General features: G+C 32.3%; 20 protein-coding genes, 1 riboswitch and 1 other annotated feature. All 20 genes read right to left on the reverse strand.

Annotation, left to right across the window (positions count from 1 at the left end; genetic code table 11):
* Positions 1-3 precede the first annotated feature (3 nt).
* The gene (locus C4Q29_RS03855; RefSeq protein ID WP_103981497.1) at positions 4-1206 is read right to left on the reverse strand and encodes a S41 family peptidase; all 1203 of its coding nucleotides are present in this window, start codon (positions 1204-1206) and stop codon (positions 4-6) included.
* A gap of 116 nt (positions 1207-1322) precedes the next feature.
* The gene (locus C4Q29_RS03860) at positions 1323-2765 is read right to left on the reverse strand and encodes a murein hydrolase activator EnvC family protein (protein ID WP_103981498.1); all 1443 of its coding nucleotides are present in this window, start codon (positions 2763-2765) and stop codon (positions 1323-1325) included.
* Positions 2755-3681 carry a permease-like cell division protein FtsX gene (gene ftsX, locus C4Q29_RS03865; RefSeq protein ID WP_103981499.1) on the reverse strand — a complete coding sequence of 309 codons (927 nt, stop codon included), beginning with the start codon at positions 3679-3681 and terminating at the stop codon, positions 2755-2757. Before ftsX ends, C4Q29_RS03860 begins: the two co-directional genes overlap by 11 nt.
* Complete coding sequence (ftsE, locus tag C4Q29_RS03870; RefSeq protein ID WP_103981500.1) at positions 3668-4354, reverse strand: cell division ATP-binding protein FtsE; 687 nt, start codon at positions 4352-4354, stop codon at positions 3668-3670. The genes ftsX and ftsE overlap by 14 nt, the downstream gene beginning before the upstream one ends.
* 90 nt (positions 4355-4444) lie before the next feature.
* Complete coding sequence (locus C4Q29_RS03875) at positions 4445-6088, reverse strand: formate--tetrahydrofolate ligase (protein ID WP_103981501.1); 1644 nt, start codon at positions 6086-6088, stop codon at positions 4445-4447.
* A gap of 85 nt (positions 6089-6173) precedes the next feature.
* The gene (gene pyk / locus C4Q29_RS03880; protein ID WP_103981502.1) at positions 6174-7931 is read right to left on the reverse strand and encodes a pyruvate kinase; all 1758 of its coding nucleotides are present in this window, start codon (positions 7929-7931) and stop codon (positions 6174-6176) included.
* Between the two features lie 19 nt (positions 7932-7950).
* Positions 7951-8910, reverse strand: a complete 960-nt coding sequence (gene pfkA, locus C4Q29_RS03885; RefSeq protein WP_103981503.1) for a 6-phosphofructokinase — start codon at positions 8908-8910, stop codon at positions 7951-7953.
* 8 nt (positions 8911-8918) lie between these two features.
* Positions 8919-12383, reverse strand: a complete 3465-nt coding sequence (locus tag C4Q29_RS03890) for a DNA polymerase III subunit alpha (protein WP_103981504.1) — start codon at positions 12381-12383, stop codon at positions 8919-8921.
* The gene (locus C4Q29_RS03895; protein WP_103981668.1) at positions 12380-12835 is read right to left on the reverse strand and encodes a nucleoside deaminase; all 456 of its coding nucleotides are present in this window, start codon (positions 12833-12835) and stop codon (positions 12380-12382) included. Before C4Q29_RS03895 ends, C4Q29_RS03890 begins: the two co-directional genes overlap by 4 nt.
* A 114-nt stretch (positions 12836-12949) precedes the next feature.
* Entirely contained in the window at positions 12950-14125 is a 1176-nt protein-coding gene (metK, locus tag C4Q29_RS03900; RefSeq protein WP_103981505.1) for a methionine adenosyltransferase, read from the reverse strand.
* A 75-nt stretch (positions 14126-14200) separates the two neighbouring features.
* Positions 14201-14295: riboswitch (SAM riboswitch) on the reverse strand.
* A 50-nt stretch (positions 14296-14345) separates the two neighbouring features.
* Positions 14346-15065, reverse strand: a complete 720-nt coding sequence (locus tag C4Q29_RS03905) for an epoxyqueuosine reductase QueH (RefSeq protein WP_103981506.1) — start codon at positions 15063-15065, stop codon at positions 14346-14348.
* A 114-nt stretch (positions 15066-15179) separates the two neighbouring features.
* Positions 15180-16103 carry a 2-dehydropantoate 2-reductase gene (locus C4Q29_RS03910; protein ID WP_103981507.1) on the reverse strand — a complete coding sequence of 308 codons (924 nt, stop codon included), beginning with the start codon at positions 16101-16103 and terminating at the stop codon, positions 15180-15182.
* Between the two features lie 99 nt (positions 16104-16202).
* Positions 16203-17270 carry a PTS sugar transporter subunit IIC gene (locus tag C4Q29_RS03915; RefSeq protein WP_103981508.1) on the reverse strand — a complete coding sequence of 356 codons (1068 nt, stop codon included), beginning with the start codon at positions 17268-17270 and terminating at the stop codon, positions 16203-16205.
* Positions 17271-17441: 171 nt separating this feature from the next.
* Entirely contained in the window at positions 17442-17825 is a 384-nt protein-coding gene (rplL, locus tag C4Q29_RS03920) for a 50S ribosomal protein L7/L12 (protein ID WP_103981509.1), read from the reverse strand.
* A 17-nt stretch (positions 17826-17842) separates the two neighbouring features.
* Positions 17843-18376, reverse strand: a complete 534-nt coding sequence (rplJ, locus tag C4Q29_RS03925; RefSeq protein WP_103981510.1) for a 50S ribosomal protein L10 — start codon at positions 18374-18376, stop codon at positions 17843-17845.
* Between the two features lie 36 nt (positions 18377-18412).
* Positions 18413-18533: a sequence feature (ribosomal protein L10 leader region), on the reverse strand.
* 35 nt (positions 18534-18568) lie between these two features.
* On the reverse strand, positions 18569-19276 hold the full coding sequence (gene rplA, locus C4Q29_RS03930; protein WP_103981511.1) for a 50S ribosomal protein L1: 708 nt from the start codon (positions 19274-19276) through the stop codon (positions 18569-18571).
* 37 nt (positions 19277-19313) lie between these two features.
* Complete coding sequence (gene rplK / locus C4Q29_RS03935) at positions 19314-19739, reverse strand: 50S ribosomal protein L11 (protein WP_103981512.1); 426 nt, start codon at positions 19737-19739, stop codon at positions 19314-19316.
* Between the two features lie 59 nt (positions 19740-19798).
* Positions 19799-20344: a transcription termination/antitermination protein NusG gene (gene nusG / locus C4Q29_RS03940; protein WP_103981513.1), complete on the reverse strand. Its 546-nt coding sequence runs from the start codon at positions 20342-20344 to the stop codon at positions 19799-19801.
* Positions 20345-20360: 16 nt separating this feature from the next.
* Positions 20361-20546, reverse strand: coding sequence for a preprotein translocase subunit SecE (gene secE, locus C4Q29_RS03945; protein WP_103981514.1), 186 nt, complete (start codon positions 20544-20546; stop codon positions 20361-20363).
* A 9-nt stretch (positions 20547-20555) separates the two neighbouring features.
* On the reverse strand, positions 20556-20705 hold the full coding sequence (gene rpmG, locus C4Q29_RS03950) for a 50S ribosomal protein L33 (protein ID WP_103981515.1): 150 nt from the start codon (positions 20703-20705) through the stop codon (positions 20556-20558).
* Between the last annotated feature and the right edge of the window lie 60 nt (positions 20706-20765).

Consider the following 20765-nt stretch of genomic DNA (forward strand, 5'->3'; position numbering starts at 1 on the left):
CTTTTATTTTAATAATTCTATAGCTTTTTGTAATTGTTTATCTTCATCAATATTTTCAGGTCCTATAAGTCTAACATCTTTATCTAGCTCAACTGGATAATCCGGGCTTATTCCTTCACCATGTATTTTATGCCCGCTAGGAGTGAAAAATTCAGCAACAGTTAGTTTCATACCTTCTTTTTTCCCGTTATTAAATACAGGGTAAATTTGTTGAATAACACCTTTGCCAAAGCTTGTTTCCCCAACTATTTTAGCCCTATTATTATCTTGCAAGGCACCAGATAAAACTTCTGAAGCAGAAGCTGACCCCTTATTTATAAGGACAGTCATAGGTAAGTCCATCTTCCCATCTTTGCTACGTATTTCTTCATTTTTTTTGTTATCCTTATACTTTACTGATATTACTACCCCTTCATCAAGTAAATAATCGGCTATTTCTTGAGCAACATTTAGTAAGCCACCTGGATTATTTCTTAGGTCAAATATTAAACTTTTAGCACCTTGATTTTTTAATTCTTCGACAGATGCTATAAAGTCTTTAGCAGATTTTTCTTGGAATCCTGTCAATAAAACATATCCGATATTTCCTTCTAGCATTTTTGAGTGAACGGTTTGTACACTTATAATTTCTCTTTTTATTTCCAAATCTAAAACTTCTTGGTCACTTCCTGTACCTCTAAGTATTGTTATAGTTACTTTACTTCCTGCTTCCCCTCTCATTTCTTTTACAGCCTTATCCAATGAATCCGCTGCAAATTTTTCTCCATTTATGTGAGTTATAAAGTCACCAGGTTGAATACCAGCTTTGTCTCCAGGTGTTCCCTTTATAGGTGAAACAACTTCTATAAAACCATTAGATCCAGCAGTAACTTGGATACCTATTCCTCCAAATTCTCCTTGGGTTTCTTCCATCAAAGATTTAAACTCATCTTCATTAAAATATACAGAATAAGGATCATCTAAAGATGATAAAATTCCCTTATAAATCCCTGTCTCCATTTTTTCTTTATCAATATCACCTATAAAATTTTGATTTATATTTTCAACTAGAGAATCGATGTTGGATAAAATCTTCTCATTATTTATACCGGTTTCTTCTTTTATTGGTTCATTAACATTTCTTGAATATCTTCCAAGTCCAAAGCTAAATACACTTACCAGTCCAAGTACTAGACTTACAGTGATAATTTTTATTTTTTTGCTCATATTATATTTCCTTTCAACATTCTATCTATTTATTATACCACTTATCAAGAATATCACCCTTTAAATTAAAGTAAGCAAAAAGGATATTGAATAATATCAATATCCTTTTTATTGTTTTATCTAATATATGGTAATGGATCTACTCGTCTTCCATTAATTCTTACTTCAAAGTGAAGGTGTGGACCAGATGAGAATCCAGTTGATCCTATAGTTCCAATAGTTTGTCCTCTAGATACGCTTTGTCCAACTGAAACATTTATAGATTTCATGTGTAGGTAAGCTGTTGAAATTCCATTGGAATGCCTTATAACTACATAGTTATTATTTCCTGTTGAGCTTCCTCCATATGTTTGGTTAGGATATGGATAATGAACATTCACAACAACTCCACTTTCTGCAGCATATATCGGTGTCCCCGCTGGTCCAGCTATATCAAGACCTCTATGGAAGGTTGATGCACCTGGAACTGGTGCTCTTCTTGGACCGAATACTGAAGTTATTCTAGTTGCAGCTGTTGGCCAAGCAAGTCTACCTGAGAAATTATAATTATTATTTACATTTCCATAATTGTTACTTGCTTCTTCTAACTTAGATTCAGCCGCTTCTTTTCTTCTTCTAGCTGCCTCTGCTTCATTTCTTCTTTTCTGTTCCTCAGCTGCTTTTATTCTAGCTTCTTCTTTTCTAATTTCATTTTCTAATCTTCTTATCTCAGTACTTAATTGTCCTCTTTGATTTGCTAGATTAGTTTTTTCTTTTAATCTTTGATTTAATTCACTTTGATAATTAGAAATTTCTTGATTTATACCTTCTAGCTCTGTATACTTTTCAGCTTCTTCTGCTTTTACCTTTTCCAATAAGATATCTTGTGCAGCTTTTTGATTTTCTAAATAAACTTTTTCTTTTTCACTATTTTCCTTTGACACTTCTAAGGATGTTCTATCACCTTTCAATTCAATTACTAAGGTGTCTATTCTTTCCTTATCTCTTTTTAAACTTTCAATAAGTTTTTTATCAAAGTCAGCAATTGTTGTTATCATTTTGCTTCTACTTAAGAAGTCTGTAATACCATCTGATGTCAGTAAGATTTCAACCTTGTCTGCATCTCCTATTTTATAAGATACTCTTAGTCTTTCTCTTAGAAGTTTAGTATTTTCTTCAATCCTAACTTTAAGATCTTCAATTTCTTCTTCTTTTGATTTAATATCATTTGTTATTTCAATGATTTGTGTATCTAATTGGTATATAGCATTCATTGTAACTTGAATATTAGCATTAAGATCTTTTATTTGGTCTTCTATAGCATTTCTATTTTCTTGTATTTCAGATAAAATAGAATTTACATCGGATTTTTTACTTTGAATAGATTTTATTTGATTTTGATAAGAATTTATATTTTGTTCTTCATTTTTTATCCTATTTTCTATCTGGTTTAAGTTTCTCTGTCTTTCTTGTAAACTTCTTCTTGTACTATTAGAAGCATAAACTTGTTGTCCAGATAATAAAATAGATCCAGTTAAAATCAGAGCACAAATTCTGCTCTTTTTATTTTTAATCGACATAATTTACCTCTCTATCTAATAAGTATCTCCTTATAGAAAATACAGAACCAATTATACCTATACCAAATCCTAAAGCCAAGAATATATATAATAATGGTAACTTATATAGGTTTGGCCTTATTAAATTCAATATTGATAAGTTTTCAGACAATCTATTCGCAAAGTTTTCATATAAAAATTTATATAAATAATATACAGCCAAATAACTTATAACAGAAGCAAACACACTAAAGAATACCCCTTCTATCATAAATGGTATCCTTATATATGAATTTGTTGCTCCGACATTTTTCATGATTGCTATTTCATTTTTTCTTGAAAATACAGTCAATTTTATAGTGTTAGAAATAATAAATATAGAAACAACTATAAGAACTAAAACTAAAATAGTACCAAATATCTTTGTATAGTTTGATATTTTAGCTATCCTTGTAACTAGATCTTTATAGTAATTTACATCTTCTACAATATTTTCATTTTTTATAGCATTTACAAAATCATCTGCTTCATCAATATGCTCTAGGCTAACAATGAAAGATGCTGGTAAAAGACCCTCATAGTCCATACCTTCTAGTAAATGTGCATCCTTACCCCAAGATTTTTTCATCAATTCTAAGGCTTCTTCTGATGATCTATAAACAACTGTTTTCTCAACATTTATAGAGTCAATTTTACTTCTTAGATTTTCAATGTCTACTTGTGAGGCATCATTAATCAGATAAATTTCAACATCATTAACTTTTCTTTCTACTTGTAAAGACATATTGTTAACTGTAGCTGTTATTATTGTTATAATTCCAATGATAAATAAAGTAAAGAAAGTAGAAGTAACAGAAACAAGGCCTAGATTTTTGTTTTTCCAGATTCCTTTAATCCCTTCTCTCAAACTACTTAAAAATTTCCTAATAGCTTTCATCTAGATAACCTCCTATAGAGTCTCTGACTATTTTACCATTAGAAACAGTAATAACTCTTTTTTTCATTTGGTCTACAATCTCTTTAGAGTGTGTATTTATAATAACAGTGGTTCCTTTTTGGTTTATATCTTCTAAGTAACTCATAATTTCCCAAGCTGTATCTGGATCAAGGTTTCCTGTTGGTTCATCCGCTAATAAAACTTTTGGATTTATTGATAATGCTCTAGCTATAGAAATTCTCTGCATTTCTCCACCTGATAACTCATTAGGATATGCCTTTGACCTGTCTTTTAGCGAAACAAGATCTAAAACTTCATTAATTCTTTTTTTCTTATTTTTACCTGACATACCTTGTGCATCTAACACAAACTCTATATTTTCATAAACTGTTCTATTGGGTAGTAATCTAAAATCCTGAAAAACTACACCTACTTGTTTTCTAATCTTTGGAATAATTCTTCTTGAAACTTTAGTAATCTCTTTACCATCCAAATAAATATGTCCTTCATCAGGATCGATTTCTTTCAAAATCAACTTAGTGATAGTTGATTTTCCAGCTCCAGAAGCTCCTGTTATAAAAACAAACTCTCCCACATGAATATGGAAGGTGACATCATCTAAAGCTGTTATATTTTCATCATATTTCTTTTTTACATTTTCAAATTTAATCATAACTACCTGCCTTTTAACAGTATAACATAAAAGTTACAAAAAGGTTAAGAAAAAGATAATATTTCTTTACTTTAATTTTCGAAATATTAATTAAAAGATATTTATTATATTATCATCTTGGTCTAAATCGATTTCTAAAGCATTTGGATTCTTATTTAAGCCAGGCATAGTCAAAACTTTATTTAAGTATACAACTATGAAACCTGCTCCACTTCTAATTTTTAAATCTTGAACTAGTATATTGAATCCCTCAGGTTTTCCTTTTAGATTTGGATTATCTGATAAAGATTTTTCTGTTTTAGCTACACAAATAGGTAGTTTGTTAAATTTACTATCTTTTATCTCTTGAAGTTTACTCCTTGCATGGTCAGAATAGTCTACACCATCAGCACCATATATAGCTTTAGCTAGTTTTTCTATTTTAAGATCTAAGTCATCTTCATTTTCATAAGTATACTTAATATCATTGTTATTATTTTTTATTAAATCTATAGATTTTTCAGCTAAATCAATAGCTCCTTGACCACCCTTTGACCAAACTTCAGTTAATGAAAATTCAACATTTTTACCTTTAGCCCAAGACTTCATAAAATCTATTTCTTTATCACTATCACTTTCATATAGGTTCAAAGCTACAATTACTGGTAAATTGAAACTTTGCATATTTTCAATATGCTTTTCAAGGTTTTTTATTCCTTTTTCTAAGGCAGCTAAATTTTCTTCATTTAAAGATTCTTCATCTTGGCCACCATGCAATTTAATAGCCTTTATTGTTGCTACAACAATAGCAAGTTTAGGTTTGAGACCGGATATCCTAGATTTAATATTCATAAATTTTTCACCACCCAGGTCTGCTCCAAATCCAGCTTCAGTTACTACATAATCTCCGAGCGCTAAAGCAGTTTTACTAGCAATTACAGAATTGCATCCATGGGCTATATTAGCAAATGGACCTCCATGGACAATAGCAGGATTATTTTCTAGTGTCTGTACAAGATTAGGTTTAAAAGCATCTTTTAACAAGGCTGTAACCACACCTTCTACTCCTAAATCTTTAACAAATATAGGCGTTTTATCCTTCTTGTATCCTATCAATATATTGGATACTCTGTTTTTCAAATCTTTATAATCTGTGGCTAAGCATATTATAGCCATTAATTCAGATGCAACGCTTATATCAAAGGAACTAGTTCTTTCATTATCTTTTCCACCATAGATTTTAATAGACCTCAAGGCCCTTTCATTCATATCCATTACATAGTTAAATTCTATTTGATCAAAGCCTAACTCATTACCGAAAAATATATGGTTATTAATCAAAGCCATTATAGCATTGTGAGCACTAGTTATCGCATGGAAGTCTCCTGTAAAGTGGAGGTTTATATCTTCCATAGGAACTATTTGAGCATAGCCACCTCCAGTAGCTCCACCTTTTCTTCCAAGAACTGGACCTAAAGATGGTTCTCTAAGGGCAACAATAGATTTTTTCCCTAATTTATTTAATGCATCTGATAAGCCTATAGTAATTGTGGACTTACCTTCTCCTGCCTTTGTTGGATTTATAGAAGTAACTAAAATTAAATTTCCATCATCAGCTTTAAAGCTAGATTTATTAATCTTTGCCTTGTAATCACCATAAAGAATTAAGTCTTCTTCTTTTAAATTAATTTTACTAGCTATATCTTTTATTTTTAACTTTTTTGCTAATCTTGAAATTTCATAATCTGATTTCATTTCCACCTCATTGTATAAATAAATTATCAAAAATGAAAAATCCTAGATTTAATAACCTAGGATCTCATTTATTAATTTATATTTTTTAGATTACGCTAGCTGAACCTTCATATACTATTCCAGCAAAAGCGTCTAAGGTTACCAATTCACCATTGCTAATTGTACTTGTAGCCTTGTCTGCGCCAATTATAGCTGGTAACTTATAATGAAGAGCTGTAATTGCAGCATGTGATGTTAAACCACCTTGTTCTACAATGATACCTGATGATTTTTCAATATATTTCACCATATCCGCATCAGTGTAAGGAGCTACAATTATATCTCCTTCTTGGAATTTACCTTCTAAGTCTTCAGCTTTAGAAACAACACAAGCTCTTGATACAACTGATCCTCTACCAATTGCTTGACCTTGGGATAAGATATTAGCAACTGTGTGAACCTTAATCATATTAGTTGATCCTGGTGTAGCTGCTGGTATACCTGCTGTAAGAACAACCAAGTCACCTTCTTTAATGTATCCATTTTTCAATGCTTCTGAAACAGAGTTATCAATTAATTGGTCTGTTTCATCAACTTTTTTAGTTAAAATAGGATTTACACCCCATGCTAAGGCTAGTTTTCTAGCAACTCTTTCATTGTGGGTTGTAACTACTAATGGATTTTCTGGTCTAAACTTAGATATAGCTCTAGCTGTTGTACCAGATGTTGTGGCAGCAACTATCGCTGCTGCATGTAATTGAGATGCTATTCTTGTAACTGAATTTGAAATAGCATTTGTTGGATCTGCTTGAATCCATTCTGTTCTCTTACTATTAGCATTTTTAAAGTCTATTGAAGCTTCTGTATCCTTAGCAATTTTAACCATTTGTTTTACAGTTTCAACTGGATACTTACCAGCTGCTGTTTCTCCAGATAACATAACTGCATCTGAACCGTCTAAAATAGCATTTGCTACGTCGTTAACTTCCGCTCTTGTAGGTCTTGGGTTTATTGTCATAGAATCTAACATTTGTGTAGCTGTTATAACCGGTTTACCAGCTAAGTTACATTTTCTAATGATATCTTTTTGAACTAGAGGCACTTTTGAGTTTTCTATTTCTACACCAAGGTCCCCTCTAGCAACCATAATACCATCTGAAACTTCTATAATTTCATCTAAGTTTTCAACACCTTCTTCAGATTCAATCTTAGAAATAATGTGTACATCTTCTCCACCACAATCTTCTAAAACTTCTCTGATAGCCATAACGTCTTCAGCTTTTCTGATAAATGATGCAGCTATAAAGTCAATACCATTTTCCACACCAAATTTAATATCGTTCATATCTTTTTCAGTTAAGGCTGGTAGGTTGATTTTTATACTTGGAGCATTTAATCCTTTTCTATCTTTGATAGCTCCGTAGTTAACTACTTCTGTATGAATTTCTGTACCATCAATTTCTTCAACTAAGAATTCAACTAGACCGTCATCAACTAAAATTCTTGATCCAACAGATAGGTCACTTGGTAAGTCTTTATATGACACTGAAACTATTGATTCATCACCTTCAATATCTCTTGTAGTAAATGTAAATTTATCACCTTGTGATAAGCTTACAACCATACCATCTTTGAAAGTACCAATTCTAATTTCTGGTCCTTTTGTATCTAGCATTATACCAACGTGTTTTCCTAATTGTCTTCTAACTTTTTTAATGTTTTCAATTCTTTCTAAATGTTCATCATGGTCACCGTGTGAGAAGTTTAGACGGGTAACATTCATACCAGCTTCCATTAAAGCTCTTAATTTTTCTGGTGACTCACTAGCTGGTCCAATAGTACATACAATTTTTGTTTTCTTCATTTTAGTCTCCTAACTTAGATTAATAAGATAATACATCTGATAATTCATACAATTCTTTGTTAAATTCTTCTTTTGTTTTTACAGCTTCTGTTATAGGCATATTAAAGATTTTGCCACCCTTATAACCTATAGCTTGTGAACTTTGGCCTTCAAGCAATAAATCAACTGCTTTTACACCCATTTCACTTGCCATTACAACATCTTTATATATAGGGCTTCCACCTCTTTGTATATGACCTAGTACTGTGTGCTTTGTATCATTTTGTGTCTTTTCTTTTATTTCATTAACTATTTCAGGAATATTATCAACACCTTCAGCTACTACAATAATGTGGTGTTTCTTTCCTCTTGCTCTAGTTTTTATTATTTTGTCACAAATAGCATCAATTGAGAAATCAACTTCAGGAACTATTATTGATTCGGCTCCACCTGCTATACCAGCATATAAAGCAATATCACCGCAATGTCTTCCCATTACTTCTACTACATTTACCCTTCCATGAGATCCAGAAGTATCTCTTAATCTTCTTATAGAATCAACTACAGTCTCTGTAGCTGTCGGGAAACCAATAGTCAATTCAGTAAAGCCCATATCGTTATCAATAGTACCTGGTATACCAATAGTTTTTATACCTCTTTTATGTAAAGCATAAGCTCCTAGGAAAGATCCATCTCCCCCTATAACTACTAAACCTTCTATACCATGCTTTTTAATTACTTCAACAGCTTTTTCTTGACCTTCATCAGATTCCATTTCTGGTGATCTAGCTGTACCTAAGATAGTACCACCCAATGATATGATATTGTCAACTGACTGTAGGCTCATATCTTCTACTTGATCAGACATTAAACCAGCATATCCATTTAAGATAGCCTTAACTTTCAAACCCTTAGCTAGGGCTGATCGAGTGACAGCTCTAACAGCAGCATTCATTCCTGGTGCATCACCACCAGAAGTCAAAATACCGATTGTTTTCATCATTCCTCCTATTTAATAACAATGTTATCTTTTCCTAATAAATTTTCTAATTCACTTAATAGACTTTTATCTTTTAAGTTTACTTGTATACTCTTTAGTGAATACATGTTTTTTAAGTCTTCAAAGTACACAAAGACGTCATTTTCACCCTTGTGTGCTAGCAGAATATTTTTAACTTTTTTATACTTTTCTTTATCATTAGATAATAATTTTAGGTAAAGACTTGTATCATTTTTCATTATACCATTAGTTTGAGAAGATTTCGAGAAATTTTCCTTATTTATTTCACTAACTTCATTTAATATTATACTTGGATTTTTATCATCTGAAATTTGTAGCCTACCTTTTATTAAAAGAGCCTTATCCTCTATCATTAGAGACTTGTACTTTTCATAATAATTAGGAAAAACTACAACTTCAATAGTCCCATAATCATCTTCCATTTCTAAGAAGGCCATAGCTTGATTTTTTCTAGTAATTATCTTCTTTACAGAAGTGACAAGACCTCCAAATACAACATATTTATTGTCAAGATTCTTATTTTCATCCATCAAATCCAAACTTGTAAAGTTGACCAAAGATTTTACTAATTCGCCATATTCACTATAGGGATGGTCAGTAATATAGACTCCTAAATATTCTTTTTCATAATTTAAGAATTCTCTCTTAGGAAACTCATCTATATCAGGAATATCAAAGTTTTTTGAGGATTCATCAAGCATGGAAAATATATCTTCTTGTCCAAGTAGGTTGTTTTTACCCCTATCTAGGTAAGATTCATATACATTTGGATAAATTCTCATCATTTGAGACCTTTTCAAGCCAAAGCTATCTAAGGCTCCAGATAAAATCAAGGCTTCAAGATAAGATTTTGTTAAGCTCGCCTTATCATCTTGTACCATTCTTTCTACGAAATTTTCAAAGGAAGTGAATAGTCCATTTTCTTTTCTTTCATCAACAATGGATTTAATGATATTGTGGCCAACTGTTTTTATTGCATCAAGTCCTATTCTAATCTTTCCCTTGTCGACTGAAAATTTACCATATGAAGAATTAACGCATGGGAGTAAAATGTCTATGCCCATACTTTTAGCTTCTTTTATGTATAGGTATACCTTAGAAGCATTGCCCATAACTGATGATAAGAGGGCAGCCATAAACTCTTCAGGATAGTAAACTTTTAAGTAAGCTGTTTGCATGGCAACTAAAGAATAGGCTGCTGAATGTGATTTGTTGAAGGCATATTTAGCAAAGTCTATCATCAAGTCGTAAATTTTGTTTGCTATTTTAGGATCTATACCCTTACGGCTAGTTCCTTCAATTTCAACAACACCATTGTTCACCCTACCATTAACAAAATATTCTCTATTTTCTTCCATGATTTCCATTTTCTTTTTACCCATGGCCCTTCTTAGGTTGTCAGCCTCTCCAAGTGAGAATCCTGCTAACTTTTGAACTATTTGCATTACCTGTTCCTGGAAAACTATGGTTCCATAGCTTGCCTTCAAAATTGATTCAAGCATTGGATGTAAATAGGTTATTTCTTCTGGATTGTGCCTGTTTTTAATATAGTTCGGAATTTCATTCATAGGACCTGGTCTAAATAAAGAGTTTGCAGCTATCAAATCATCAAACCTGCTCGGCTTTAACTTTGATAAGAAGTTTCTCATTCCAGAAGATTCAAACTGAAATATACCAATCGTCTCAGCCTTATTAAATAGATCTAAAACCTTTTTATCTTCAAGGTCAATATTGTCAATATCAACATCAATACCCCTATTGTATTTCACCTGCTTTATAGCGTCACTTATTACAGTGAGGGTTCTTAAGCCAAGGAAGTCCATCTTCAATAGGCCTAACTCTTCTAACTCAATCATATTATATTGGGTAGAAATTTGGTCACCATTTCTAAGTAGTGGAACAAATTCATCTACAGCCTTTGATGCTATTACAACACCTGCAGCATGGGTTGAAGTATGTCTTGGCATACCTTCAACTTCTCTTGCCATATCTATTAATTCCCTACTTGTTTGGTCTTCTTGATAGGCTTGCCTAAATTCCTCTGACTGAACCAAGGCCTTTTCAATAGTTATATCTAGTTCTTGGGGAATCAATTTTGCTATTTTATCCACCTTAGCATAGTCTATATCTAAAACTCTGCCAACATCTCTTATAGCATTCCTAGCAGCCATTGTACCAAAGGTTACGATTTGAGCTACTTTTTCTTCTCCATATTTAGCCTTTACATAGTCTATAACTTCATCTCTTCTTTCATAGCAAAAATCTATATCTATATCAGGCATAGATACTCTTTCCGGATTTAAAAATCTTTCAAAAAGCAGGTCATACTTAAGAGGGTCTAGACCTGTTATTCCCAAAGCATAGGCTACTAAAGATCCAGCTGCTGATCCTCTTCCTGGTCCTACTGGTATGTCATGTTTTTTAGCATAGTCTATAAAGTCCCAAACTATCAAGAAATAATCAGTAAAACCCATTTGCTGAATCATATTCAATTCATAATCAGCTCTTTCTTTAATTTCATCATCTAAAACTTCATACCTGTCTTCAAGGCCCCTATAAACCAGTTCTCTTAAGTATTGGTCATGGTCTTTATCTACTGTAAAATTAGGTAAGTGCATGGTATCAAAGTCCAATGTCACATTGCATCTATCTGCAATCAAATTAGTATTTTCTAGAGCTTGTGGATATTCAGAAAAGAGTTCATACATTTCTTCTGACTTTTTGAAATAAAATTGACTATTTGGAAAACTCATTCTATTAGCTTGATTGATGGTTGCCGCTGTACCAATTGCTAGTAGAACATCTTGAGCTTTTGAGTCATCTTGGTCTGTGTAGTGGACATCATTAGTGGCAACCATAGGTATATTTAATTCTTCGGATAGTCTTTTTTGTAAAATATTAACTTTTTTCTGTTCAGGTAAGCCATGGTCTTGAATTTCTAGATAAAAATTATTTTGCCCAAAAATTTGATTGTACTCTTTGGCGGCTTTTTTAGCTCCTTCATAATCATCATATTTTAAATATTCCTGTACTTCTCCAGATAGGCAAGCCGATAGACATATAAGACCCTTGGAATGTTTCTTTAAAAATTCCTTGTCCACCCTAGGTTTATAGTAAAAACCATGAACATAGGCTTCAGAAACTATCTTAACTAGGTTATGATATCCCTCGTTATTTTCAGCTAATAGAACAAGGTGGTATCTTTTATTCTCTCTAGTTTTTATTAAATGAGATTGTTCGCTCACATAAATCTCACAACCTATGATAGGCTTTATTCCTTTAGCCTTTGCTTTTTTGTAAAATTCAACCACGCCAAACATTACACCATGGTCTGTAATAGCTACAGAATCCATGCCATATTCTTGGGCCCTATCTAAAACTTTGTCTATTTTACTAAAGCCATCTAAAAGGCTGTATTGGGTATGAAGGTGTAAATGTGTAAATTTTCTCATTTTATCTCTCTTAATTTTCTAAAAAAATCTTGAATTAACTTTTTCGCTTCATTTTCTCTAATAACAGGGATAATATTTACCCTATGGTTCAAGCTTGGTACTTGCATGATATTAAATACTGAGTCCGCAAATCCCCTATTTTCATCCTTGCAGCCATAAACCAGGGTATCTATCCTAGCATTCACAATAGCACCTGCACACATGGCACAAGGTTCAACACTTGTAAATAAATATGCTCCATTTAATCGCCAATCTCCAAGATGACTTTGGGCTTCTTTTATAGCATTTATTTCCGCATGAGCCAAAGAAGATTTGTCTGTTTCTATCGTATTGTGGCCTCTTCCTATGATCTCACCGTTTAAAACAACAACAGCACCTATAGGAACTTCATCTTTTTCTAGAGACTTTTTTGCTTCTTCAATTGCTTGATTCATGTAATATTCTAAGTCCATATTTTCTCCTATTAAAATTATAGCATATAGCTTTAACTTTAATATATAAATAAGAAAGTCAGGAAGCATTCCTACACTTCCTGACTCCTATTTAATTAAAAAATATTTTAATTTTTATAAGTATTTTTTCAACTGGTCAACCTTATCAAGTTTTTCCCATGTAAAACTTTCTTCACTTCTTCCAAAATGTCCATAAGCTGCAGTTTTTTTATAAATTGGATTTAGTAAATCAAGCTTGTCTATTATGGCCTTTGGTCTTAAATCAAAGTTTTCTTTAACTATTTCTGTTAGTTTGTCATCATCCAACTTACCTGTACCATAAGAATCAACATAAATGGATACTGGTTTAGCCACACCTATAGCATAGGCTACTCCAACCTCCAACTTATCAGCTAGTCCAGCTGCAACCATGTTTTTAGCTACATATCTTGCCATATAGGTTGCTGACCTATCTACCTTTGATGGATCTTTACCTGAAAAGGCTCCACCGCCATGTCTAGAAAAACCACCATAGGTATCTACTATTATTTTTCTACCAGTTAAGCCTACATCAGATTGAGGTCCACCTATTACAAACCTACCTGTTGGATTTACTAAGTATTTGGTATCTTCATCTACTAAAGCTGCAGGGATTACTTCTTTTATCACTTTTTCTATAACATCTTTTTTGATAGTATCCAAGCTTATATGGTCATCGTGTTGGGTGGATACTAAAACTGTATCTATTCTTTTAGCTAGGCCATCCACATATTCCACTGTTACTTGTGATTTTCCATCTGGTCTTAAGTAATCTATGGTATTGTCTTCTCTTAAATCTGCTAGTTTTTTAGCTAACTTGTGGGATAATACTAAAGGCATTGGCATGTATTCTTCAGTTTCATTGCAAGCATAACCAAATACAATACCTTGGTCTCCTGCCCCAATTTGATCATATGGGTCACTACTTTCTTCTTTAATTTCTAGAGAATTATCAACACCTAAAGCAATATCTGCTGACTGTTCATTTATATCCACAAGTATTTTTATTCCATCTGCTGTAAATCCGTATTCTTCCTTATTATAACCAATTTCATCTATAGTTTTTCTAGCAATTTCTTCAACATCAACATTTGCTGTAGAAGATATTTCCCCAGTGATGAATACTAAATTTGGAGACGCCATTACTTCACATGCTACTCTAGCATTTTTATCTTGGGCTAAATATGCATCTAAAATAGAATCTGAGATTTGATCACATACCTTATCTGGGTGACCTTGAGTAACTGACTCAGATGTAAGTAGTTTTTTCATTTTTCCTTCCTTTCTTTATATCTTTATCAATTCTTTTTTAAATAAAAAATAGCTTACCTGATTGGTAAGCTTAAAATCTTATCTTTCAGGTTGTCCTGCGGAATTTAGCACCTAATTTAATAGGTTGCCGGGCTTCAACGGGTCCGTCCCTCTGCCACTCTTGATAAAATATATATTTAATTTGCTATATGAGTATATATCTTTGTTAGGCTAAAGTCAACTAATTGTTGTTAGTATGTATACCTTTAAGGTCTTCTTTCAGTTCTTTATCTAATTGGTCTTCACTTTTTAATTCCATATTTTTCATTCTTTCTTGGGATTCTTTTAGAGAAAATACACACCCACAATAGTTTTGCCTATAGACATCATATTGGTTACATAATTCTATAGATCTTTTAAAACCATTTTTCTTTTTGAAATCCGCATAAAGATAAGAAACATCATATTTATTTTCTAATAATTCTCCTAGATGATTTATCAAGTCAGCGTTCTTGTGCGGAGATATGGAAAGAGTAGTAGTGAAATAATCATAGCCATGTTCTTTGGCGTACTTAGCTGCTTCATTTAGTCTCAAGTCAAAGCATAGACCACACCTTAAGCCGCCCTCTTTATCATTTTCAAAACCTTTTACAGCATCAAAATATTCTTGAGGGTTGTACTTAGCCTGGATCAATTCAATCTTATTCACCTTATTAACTAGATCTATAAATCTCTTTTGTTCAGCTTCCCTTTTATAATATTCTTCAGAAGGGTGGATATTTGGGTTGTAATATAAAACTCCTATATCAAAATGTGGTGAAAGGTACTCTAATACATAGGTTGAACAAGGAGCACAACAAGAATGAAGAAGCAATTTAGGAATCCTTCCTTTTTCTGATTCCTTGGCTAATATATCTTCCATTTTTTTCTGATAATTAATTTTTGATCTTGTCTTTTCCATATATACTCCCTTAAAAATTATATATATAATATTATCACTTTTATTAATATATGACAAAAAGGCTTATAACTTAACAAGTTACAAGCCTTTTATAAAGTCTAAATCAATATATTATTATTTAATTCCTAATACTTTCTCTTTAGTATGAATCAAATCAGTAATTAATTCACAATATGGTGTGTCAATTCCGAATTCTTTACCTTTTCTAGCAACCGCACCATTTAAGTAGTCAATTTCTGTAGGTCTGTGGTTTTGAACTAAGTCTTGGTGCATTGATGGATAATGTGCTGCAGCTACTTCACTTGTGTGCATTACATAGTCTGTAATTTCTTGTTCATCTAATTTAACACCTGAAGCTTCACCAACTAATACAAATTCATGGATAATTTCTTTTACAACTCTTAGACCTTCTTCTGTTGCAAATAATTCTCCAATTGTACAGTCTAATAAAGCACAGTTAGAATTCATTGTACCGTTAACACATGCTTTTCTCCAAATTGAAGGAAGCACATCTTCATCATAGGTTACATTCAATTTAGCATCATTCATCATGTCAACTAATTTTTCTGCACCTTCTTTACCGCTTTCATCTATAGCTTGTAAGTTAACTGTACCTGTAGCTGATAAGTGAACTTTACCAGGTCCTTTTAAGCCTGCTGTCCATACAGTAACACCCATGATTATATCCTTTTCTGGTATGTATTGTTTAATAACATCTTCATGGCCTAAACCGTTTAATAGGCATAATACTTTTGTATTTTCACCAATAATTTGTTGGATGCTTTCTAACATAGTAGGTAATTGCATAGCTTTTGTAAATAAAATAATGTAATCTGCTTCTTCTGTTGCTTCAGTAGGTTTCATTATTTCCATTTTTACATTGTCATTAATGTCACCTTCTACTTGTAATCCATTTTCTTTAATGGCTTTGATGTGGTCTTCCCACATATCTAATAAAACTACATCATACCCTGCTTTTTGTAGTTGGTAACCAAATCTACAACCCATAGCGCCAGCGCCTGCAATATATGTTAACATAATTATCTCCTTTATATTTTTCTTAAATATATTGTTTCCTATTTTATTATAACATCTTAAACTTTGTTATATTATAAACTCTACTATTTATTTTACTTATTAACCTTTGAATTTAAATATTTCAGGTTCATAAATGTGTAATACATCACACATCACTTTATTTACTATAAATCCTACAGCAAATGGTACTACTATCCAAGTTAATACCATAACTAAGACACCTATATTTCCAGCATTTAATGCTGCTAGAGGTGATACTAAACCTACTAAACCGAATCCAGCTGTTCCTGGTGTACCAACCATGTTTAATATTGGAACACTTAATGAGCTGATAGCTGCTGTTATCGCAACTGGTAATCCTATTATTGGATTTGTTAAGAAGTTTGGCATCATCATCTTCATAGCACCTAAACCAATAGCAACAGGAACACCTGCTTTATTGGATTTCATAGTTGCCCATACTAAAAATGCTGCTGCTGAAGCAACACCCATACCAGCTGCTGCTGAAGATATACCATTTAATCCAATTGCTAAACCTATAGCTACTGTTGATATAGGGCTTATGATTATAATTGAGAATGATACTGCAATTAAAATACTCATTATCATTGGTTGTAATGTAGTAAATGAGTTAATACCTTGTCCTATTACAGATGTAATCATTGAAACATATGGTAATGTTAATGTTCCTATAAATCCTACACCTGCTCCTACTATAATTGGCATTAAAACTAAGTTTAGAGAACCTAATTTATCCCCAATCCATTTAACTACTAAAACAGCTAAGGCTGCTGTAAGCATTGTATTGATAACATCACCTATTCCAGATAATTGGAAAATAAATGCTGGATCAGCGTTTCCTACTGTAGCATTAATGTATTTCCATGCTCCAGACCCTATAAATGCTGCACCACCAACACATGATGATTGAATAGGATTTAATTTAAATTGCATAGCAATTAAATAACCCGCCATTACTGATGTCAAGAATTGAAATACTTGTACAACATGTAAGAAATCAGCAGCAATTTGGTTGGATGCTAATGGTCTTAAAAATGTAGCTAAGATTGCATTTGGTATTAAAGCTACAACTATAGCTATGGTTGCTCCATTTAATACTTTTAATATAAATGAGCCAACAGTTTCTCTGTTTTTTACTTCTGTCATAATTTACTCCTTGTTAATGCTAATATTTCATCACCAATAAGAGATTGGACGAATCAAATATAGCTAAATATAATTAATAATAAAAATAATAATTTATGTATTTAAAATAAAAAATGGCTTAAATATATTATAGTTAAGCCATTAATTTATTTTTTTAACTTGTAAAATTAACTATTTTAATTCTACTGAAGCACCAGCTTCTTCTAATTTTTCTTTGATTTGGTTAGCTTCGTCTGCTGGAACACCTTCTTTAACTGCTTTTGGTGCACCGTCAACTAATTCTTTAGCTTCTTTTAATCCTAATCCTGTAATTTCTCTTACAACTTTAATTACGTTGATTTTACCTGAACCAGCACTTGTTAATACTACATCAAAGTCTGATTTTTCTTCTGCTGCAGCTGCTTCTCCACCTGCTGCTGGTGCTGCTGCTACTGCTGCTACTGGAGCTGCTGCTGAAACACCAAATTCTTCTTCTAAAGCTTTTACTAATTCTGATAATTCTAATACTGTTAATGATTTTACATCTTCAATTAATTGTGTTAATTTTTCTGACATTTTGTCCTCCTATATAATTATGCTTCTTGTTCTTTTTTTTCTTTTACTGCATTTAATGCATATACTAGACTGCTTAATGTTGCGTTTAACACGCTAGCAAATCCTTGAATAGGTGCGTTCAATCCACCTAATACTTGTGCTAATAAAACTTCCTTTGTTGGTAGTTTTGCTAAAGCTTTTACACTATCAGCGTCAACAACCTTTCCATCAATAATACCAGCTTTTACCTTTAAAGCTTCGTGATCTTTTGCAAAATCTACTGATATTTTTGGTCCTTGAACCATGTCCTCGTTACTAAATACAAAACCATTTGGTCCTGATAAGTACTCTTCATAGCCTTCATAACCTAGTTCAGAAAGAGCTATGTTTACTAAAGTATTTTTGTATACTTTGTAGTTTACACCAGCTTCTCTATATTGCTTTCTAAGTTCTGAAATATCTGCTACATTAAGTCCACGATATTCAACGATTGAGATGGATTTTGAGTTTTCAATAGCTTCTTTGATTTCTTGAACCACAGCTTGTTTGTGTGTCAAAGTTGACTTACTCATTTTTCACCTCCATAGTTATTTTGGCTACTTTCGCATCAATTTATAAAAAAACTCCTCACGAAAAGACGCAAGGAGATAATAATCATTATCATGCTCCTATATAGGATGATTTTTAAGGTTGCCCTCCTATAGTCTTTGGTAGCCTATTTAATATACCTATGAATAATATCACTTTATATAAATAAAGTCAAATTATTTTGTAGCTATTTCTACTATTCTAGTTGGATTTAATTTTACTCCAGGTCCCATAGTAGATGTAACTGTAACTGATCTTAAGTATTTACCCTTAGCTGAAGCTGGTTTATCTTTTATAACAGCTGCTAGAAGTGTTTTTACGTTATCAAATAATTGTTCTTCTGTAAATGAAGCTTTACCTACTGGTACGTGAACGATATTTTGCTTATCTGTTCTATATTCTACCTTACCTGATTTAGCTTCTTTAACCGCTTTTGCAACATCCATTGTAACTGTTCCAGTTTTTGGGTTTGGCATTAATCCTCTTGGTCCTAATGCTCTACCAATTTTACCAACTTGACCCATCATATCTGGTGTAGCAATTGCAACATCAAATTCCATCCAACCTTCGTTTTGAACTCTGTCTACTAGGTCTTCACCTGCAAAGTCTGCTCCAGCATCTAAAGCTTCTTGAACTTTTTCACCCTTTGCAAATACTGCTACTCTAACATCTCTACCTGTACCGTGTGGTAGTACTACAGTATTTCTAACTTGTTGGTCTGCGTGTCTTGAGTCAACACCTAATTTAATGTGTAATTCTACTGTTTCATCAAATTTTGCTGTAGCAGCTTTTTTAACTATTGCAACAGCTTCGTCAATTTCATATTGTGTATTTTTATCGTATAATTCCGCTAACGCTTCGTATCTCTTTCCTCTTTTTGGCATTCTTTCCTCCTTGTGGTTTAACGAAAAATTTCTCCCACTAATCTTCTACTGTAATTCCCATTGATCTTGCTGTACCTGCAACCATGCTCATTGCAGATTCTAATGTAGCTGCGTTTAAGTCTGGTTTTTTGATTTCAGCAATTTCTTTAACTTGCTCTTTTGTTAATTTACCAACTTTATTTTTGTTTGGTTCACCTGAAGCTTTATCCAATCCTAATGCTTTTTTGATTAGTACTGGTGCTGGTGGTGTCTTTGTGATAAATGAAAATGTTCTATCAGCATAAATTGTCAATACTACTGGTATAATCATTCCATTTTGGTCAGCTGTTTGAGCATTAAATGCCTTTGTAAATTCCATAATATTGATACCTGTAGGTCCTAATACTGTACCTACTGGTGGTGCTGGTGTTGCTTTTCCAGCTGGTATTTGTAATTTAACTATTGATTGTACTTTTTTAGCCATTATTTCCTCCTAAATCGCTAATGTGGTTTGCGGAGAGTATCCTCCCACTAAATAAGATGCTATTTAAAATAATCGAAAGGTACTTCTGCTGCAGTTTCCCTTCCAAGAAAGTCTATAGTTGCATTAATTGTTTGTTTTTCATAGTTTATTTCTACTACTGTAGCCATATAACCTTTGAAATTACCTTCAGTTAACTCTACAGAATCTCCTATATTGATTCCTAAATCTTCTGCGTTTAATTTTACTGATATTGGATCTTCAGATTCTATACCAAAGTCTTTTATCTCTTTTGGACTCAAAGGAACTGGGTCCCCATCTGGTCCAATAAAACCAGTAACTCCTCTAGTATTTCTTACCAAATACCAGTTTCTAGAATCAACTATCATCTTAATTAGTACATATCCAGGGAAAACTTTTCTTTCTTTAATCTTCTTTTCCCCTCTAACTATATCTTCGTACTCTTCCATAGGAACTCTAACATCGAAAATGTTATGTGAACTCCCATTTTCTATCATGTTTTCTATTTTACTTTTAACTTTGTTTTCATGTCCTGAATAAGTATGAACAACATACCAATTCGCTTGTTCAATATTTTCGTTGTCCATTAGATTCTCCTTCTACTTATACAGTGAATGATAAAATAAATTGGAATATTGTATCTAGTAATTTAACTAAGATTGACATACCTATTAAAGCTGCAATTACAACTAAAGTTGATTTGAAAACTTCATTTTTTGTAGGCCATGTAATCTTTTTAAATTCGTTTCTTATTCCTCTGAAAAAACCTGTTTTCTTTTTTTCTGTCATTTCAAACTCCTATTTAGTTTCTCTATGAAGAGTATGTTTTCCACAGAACTTACAGAATTTGTTTAACTCGATTCTATCTGTAGTATTTGATTTGTTCTTCATTGTGTCGTAGTTTCTTTGCTTACATTCTGTGCAAGCTAGTTTAACTTTATCTCTCATACTTATACCTCCTACTTGAATTTATTAGACGGTAACTCTAATACATCTACATATTCTATA

The sequence above is a fragment of the Helcococcus massiliensis genome (assembly GCF_900258485.1).
Taxonomy (GTDB): Bacteria; Bacillota; Clostridia; order Tissierellales; family Peptoniphilaceae; genus Helcococcus; species Helcococcus massiliensis.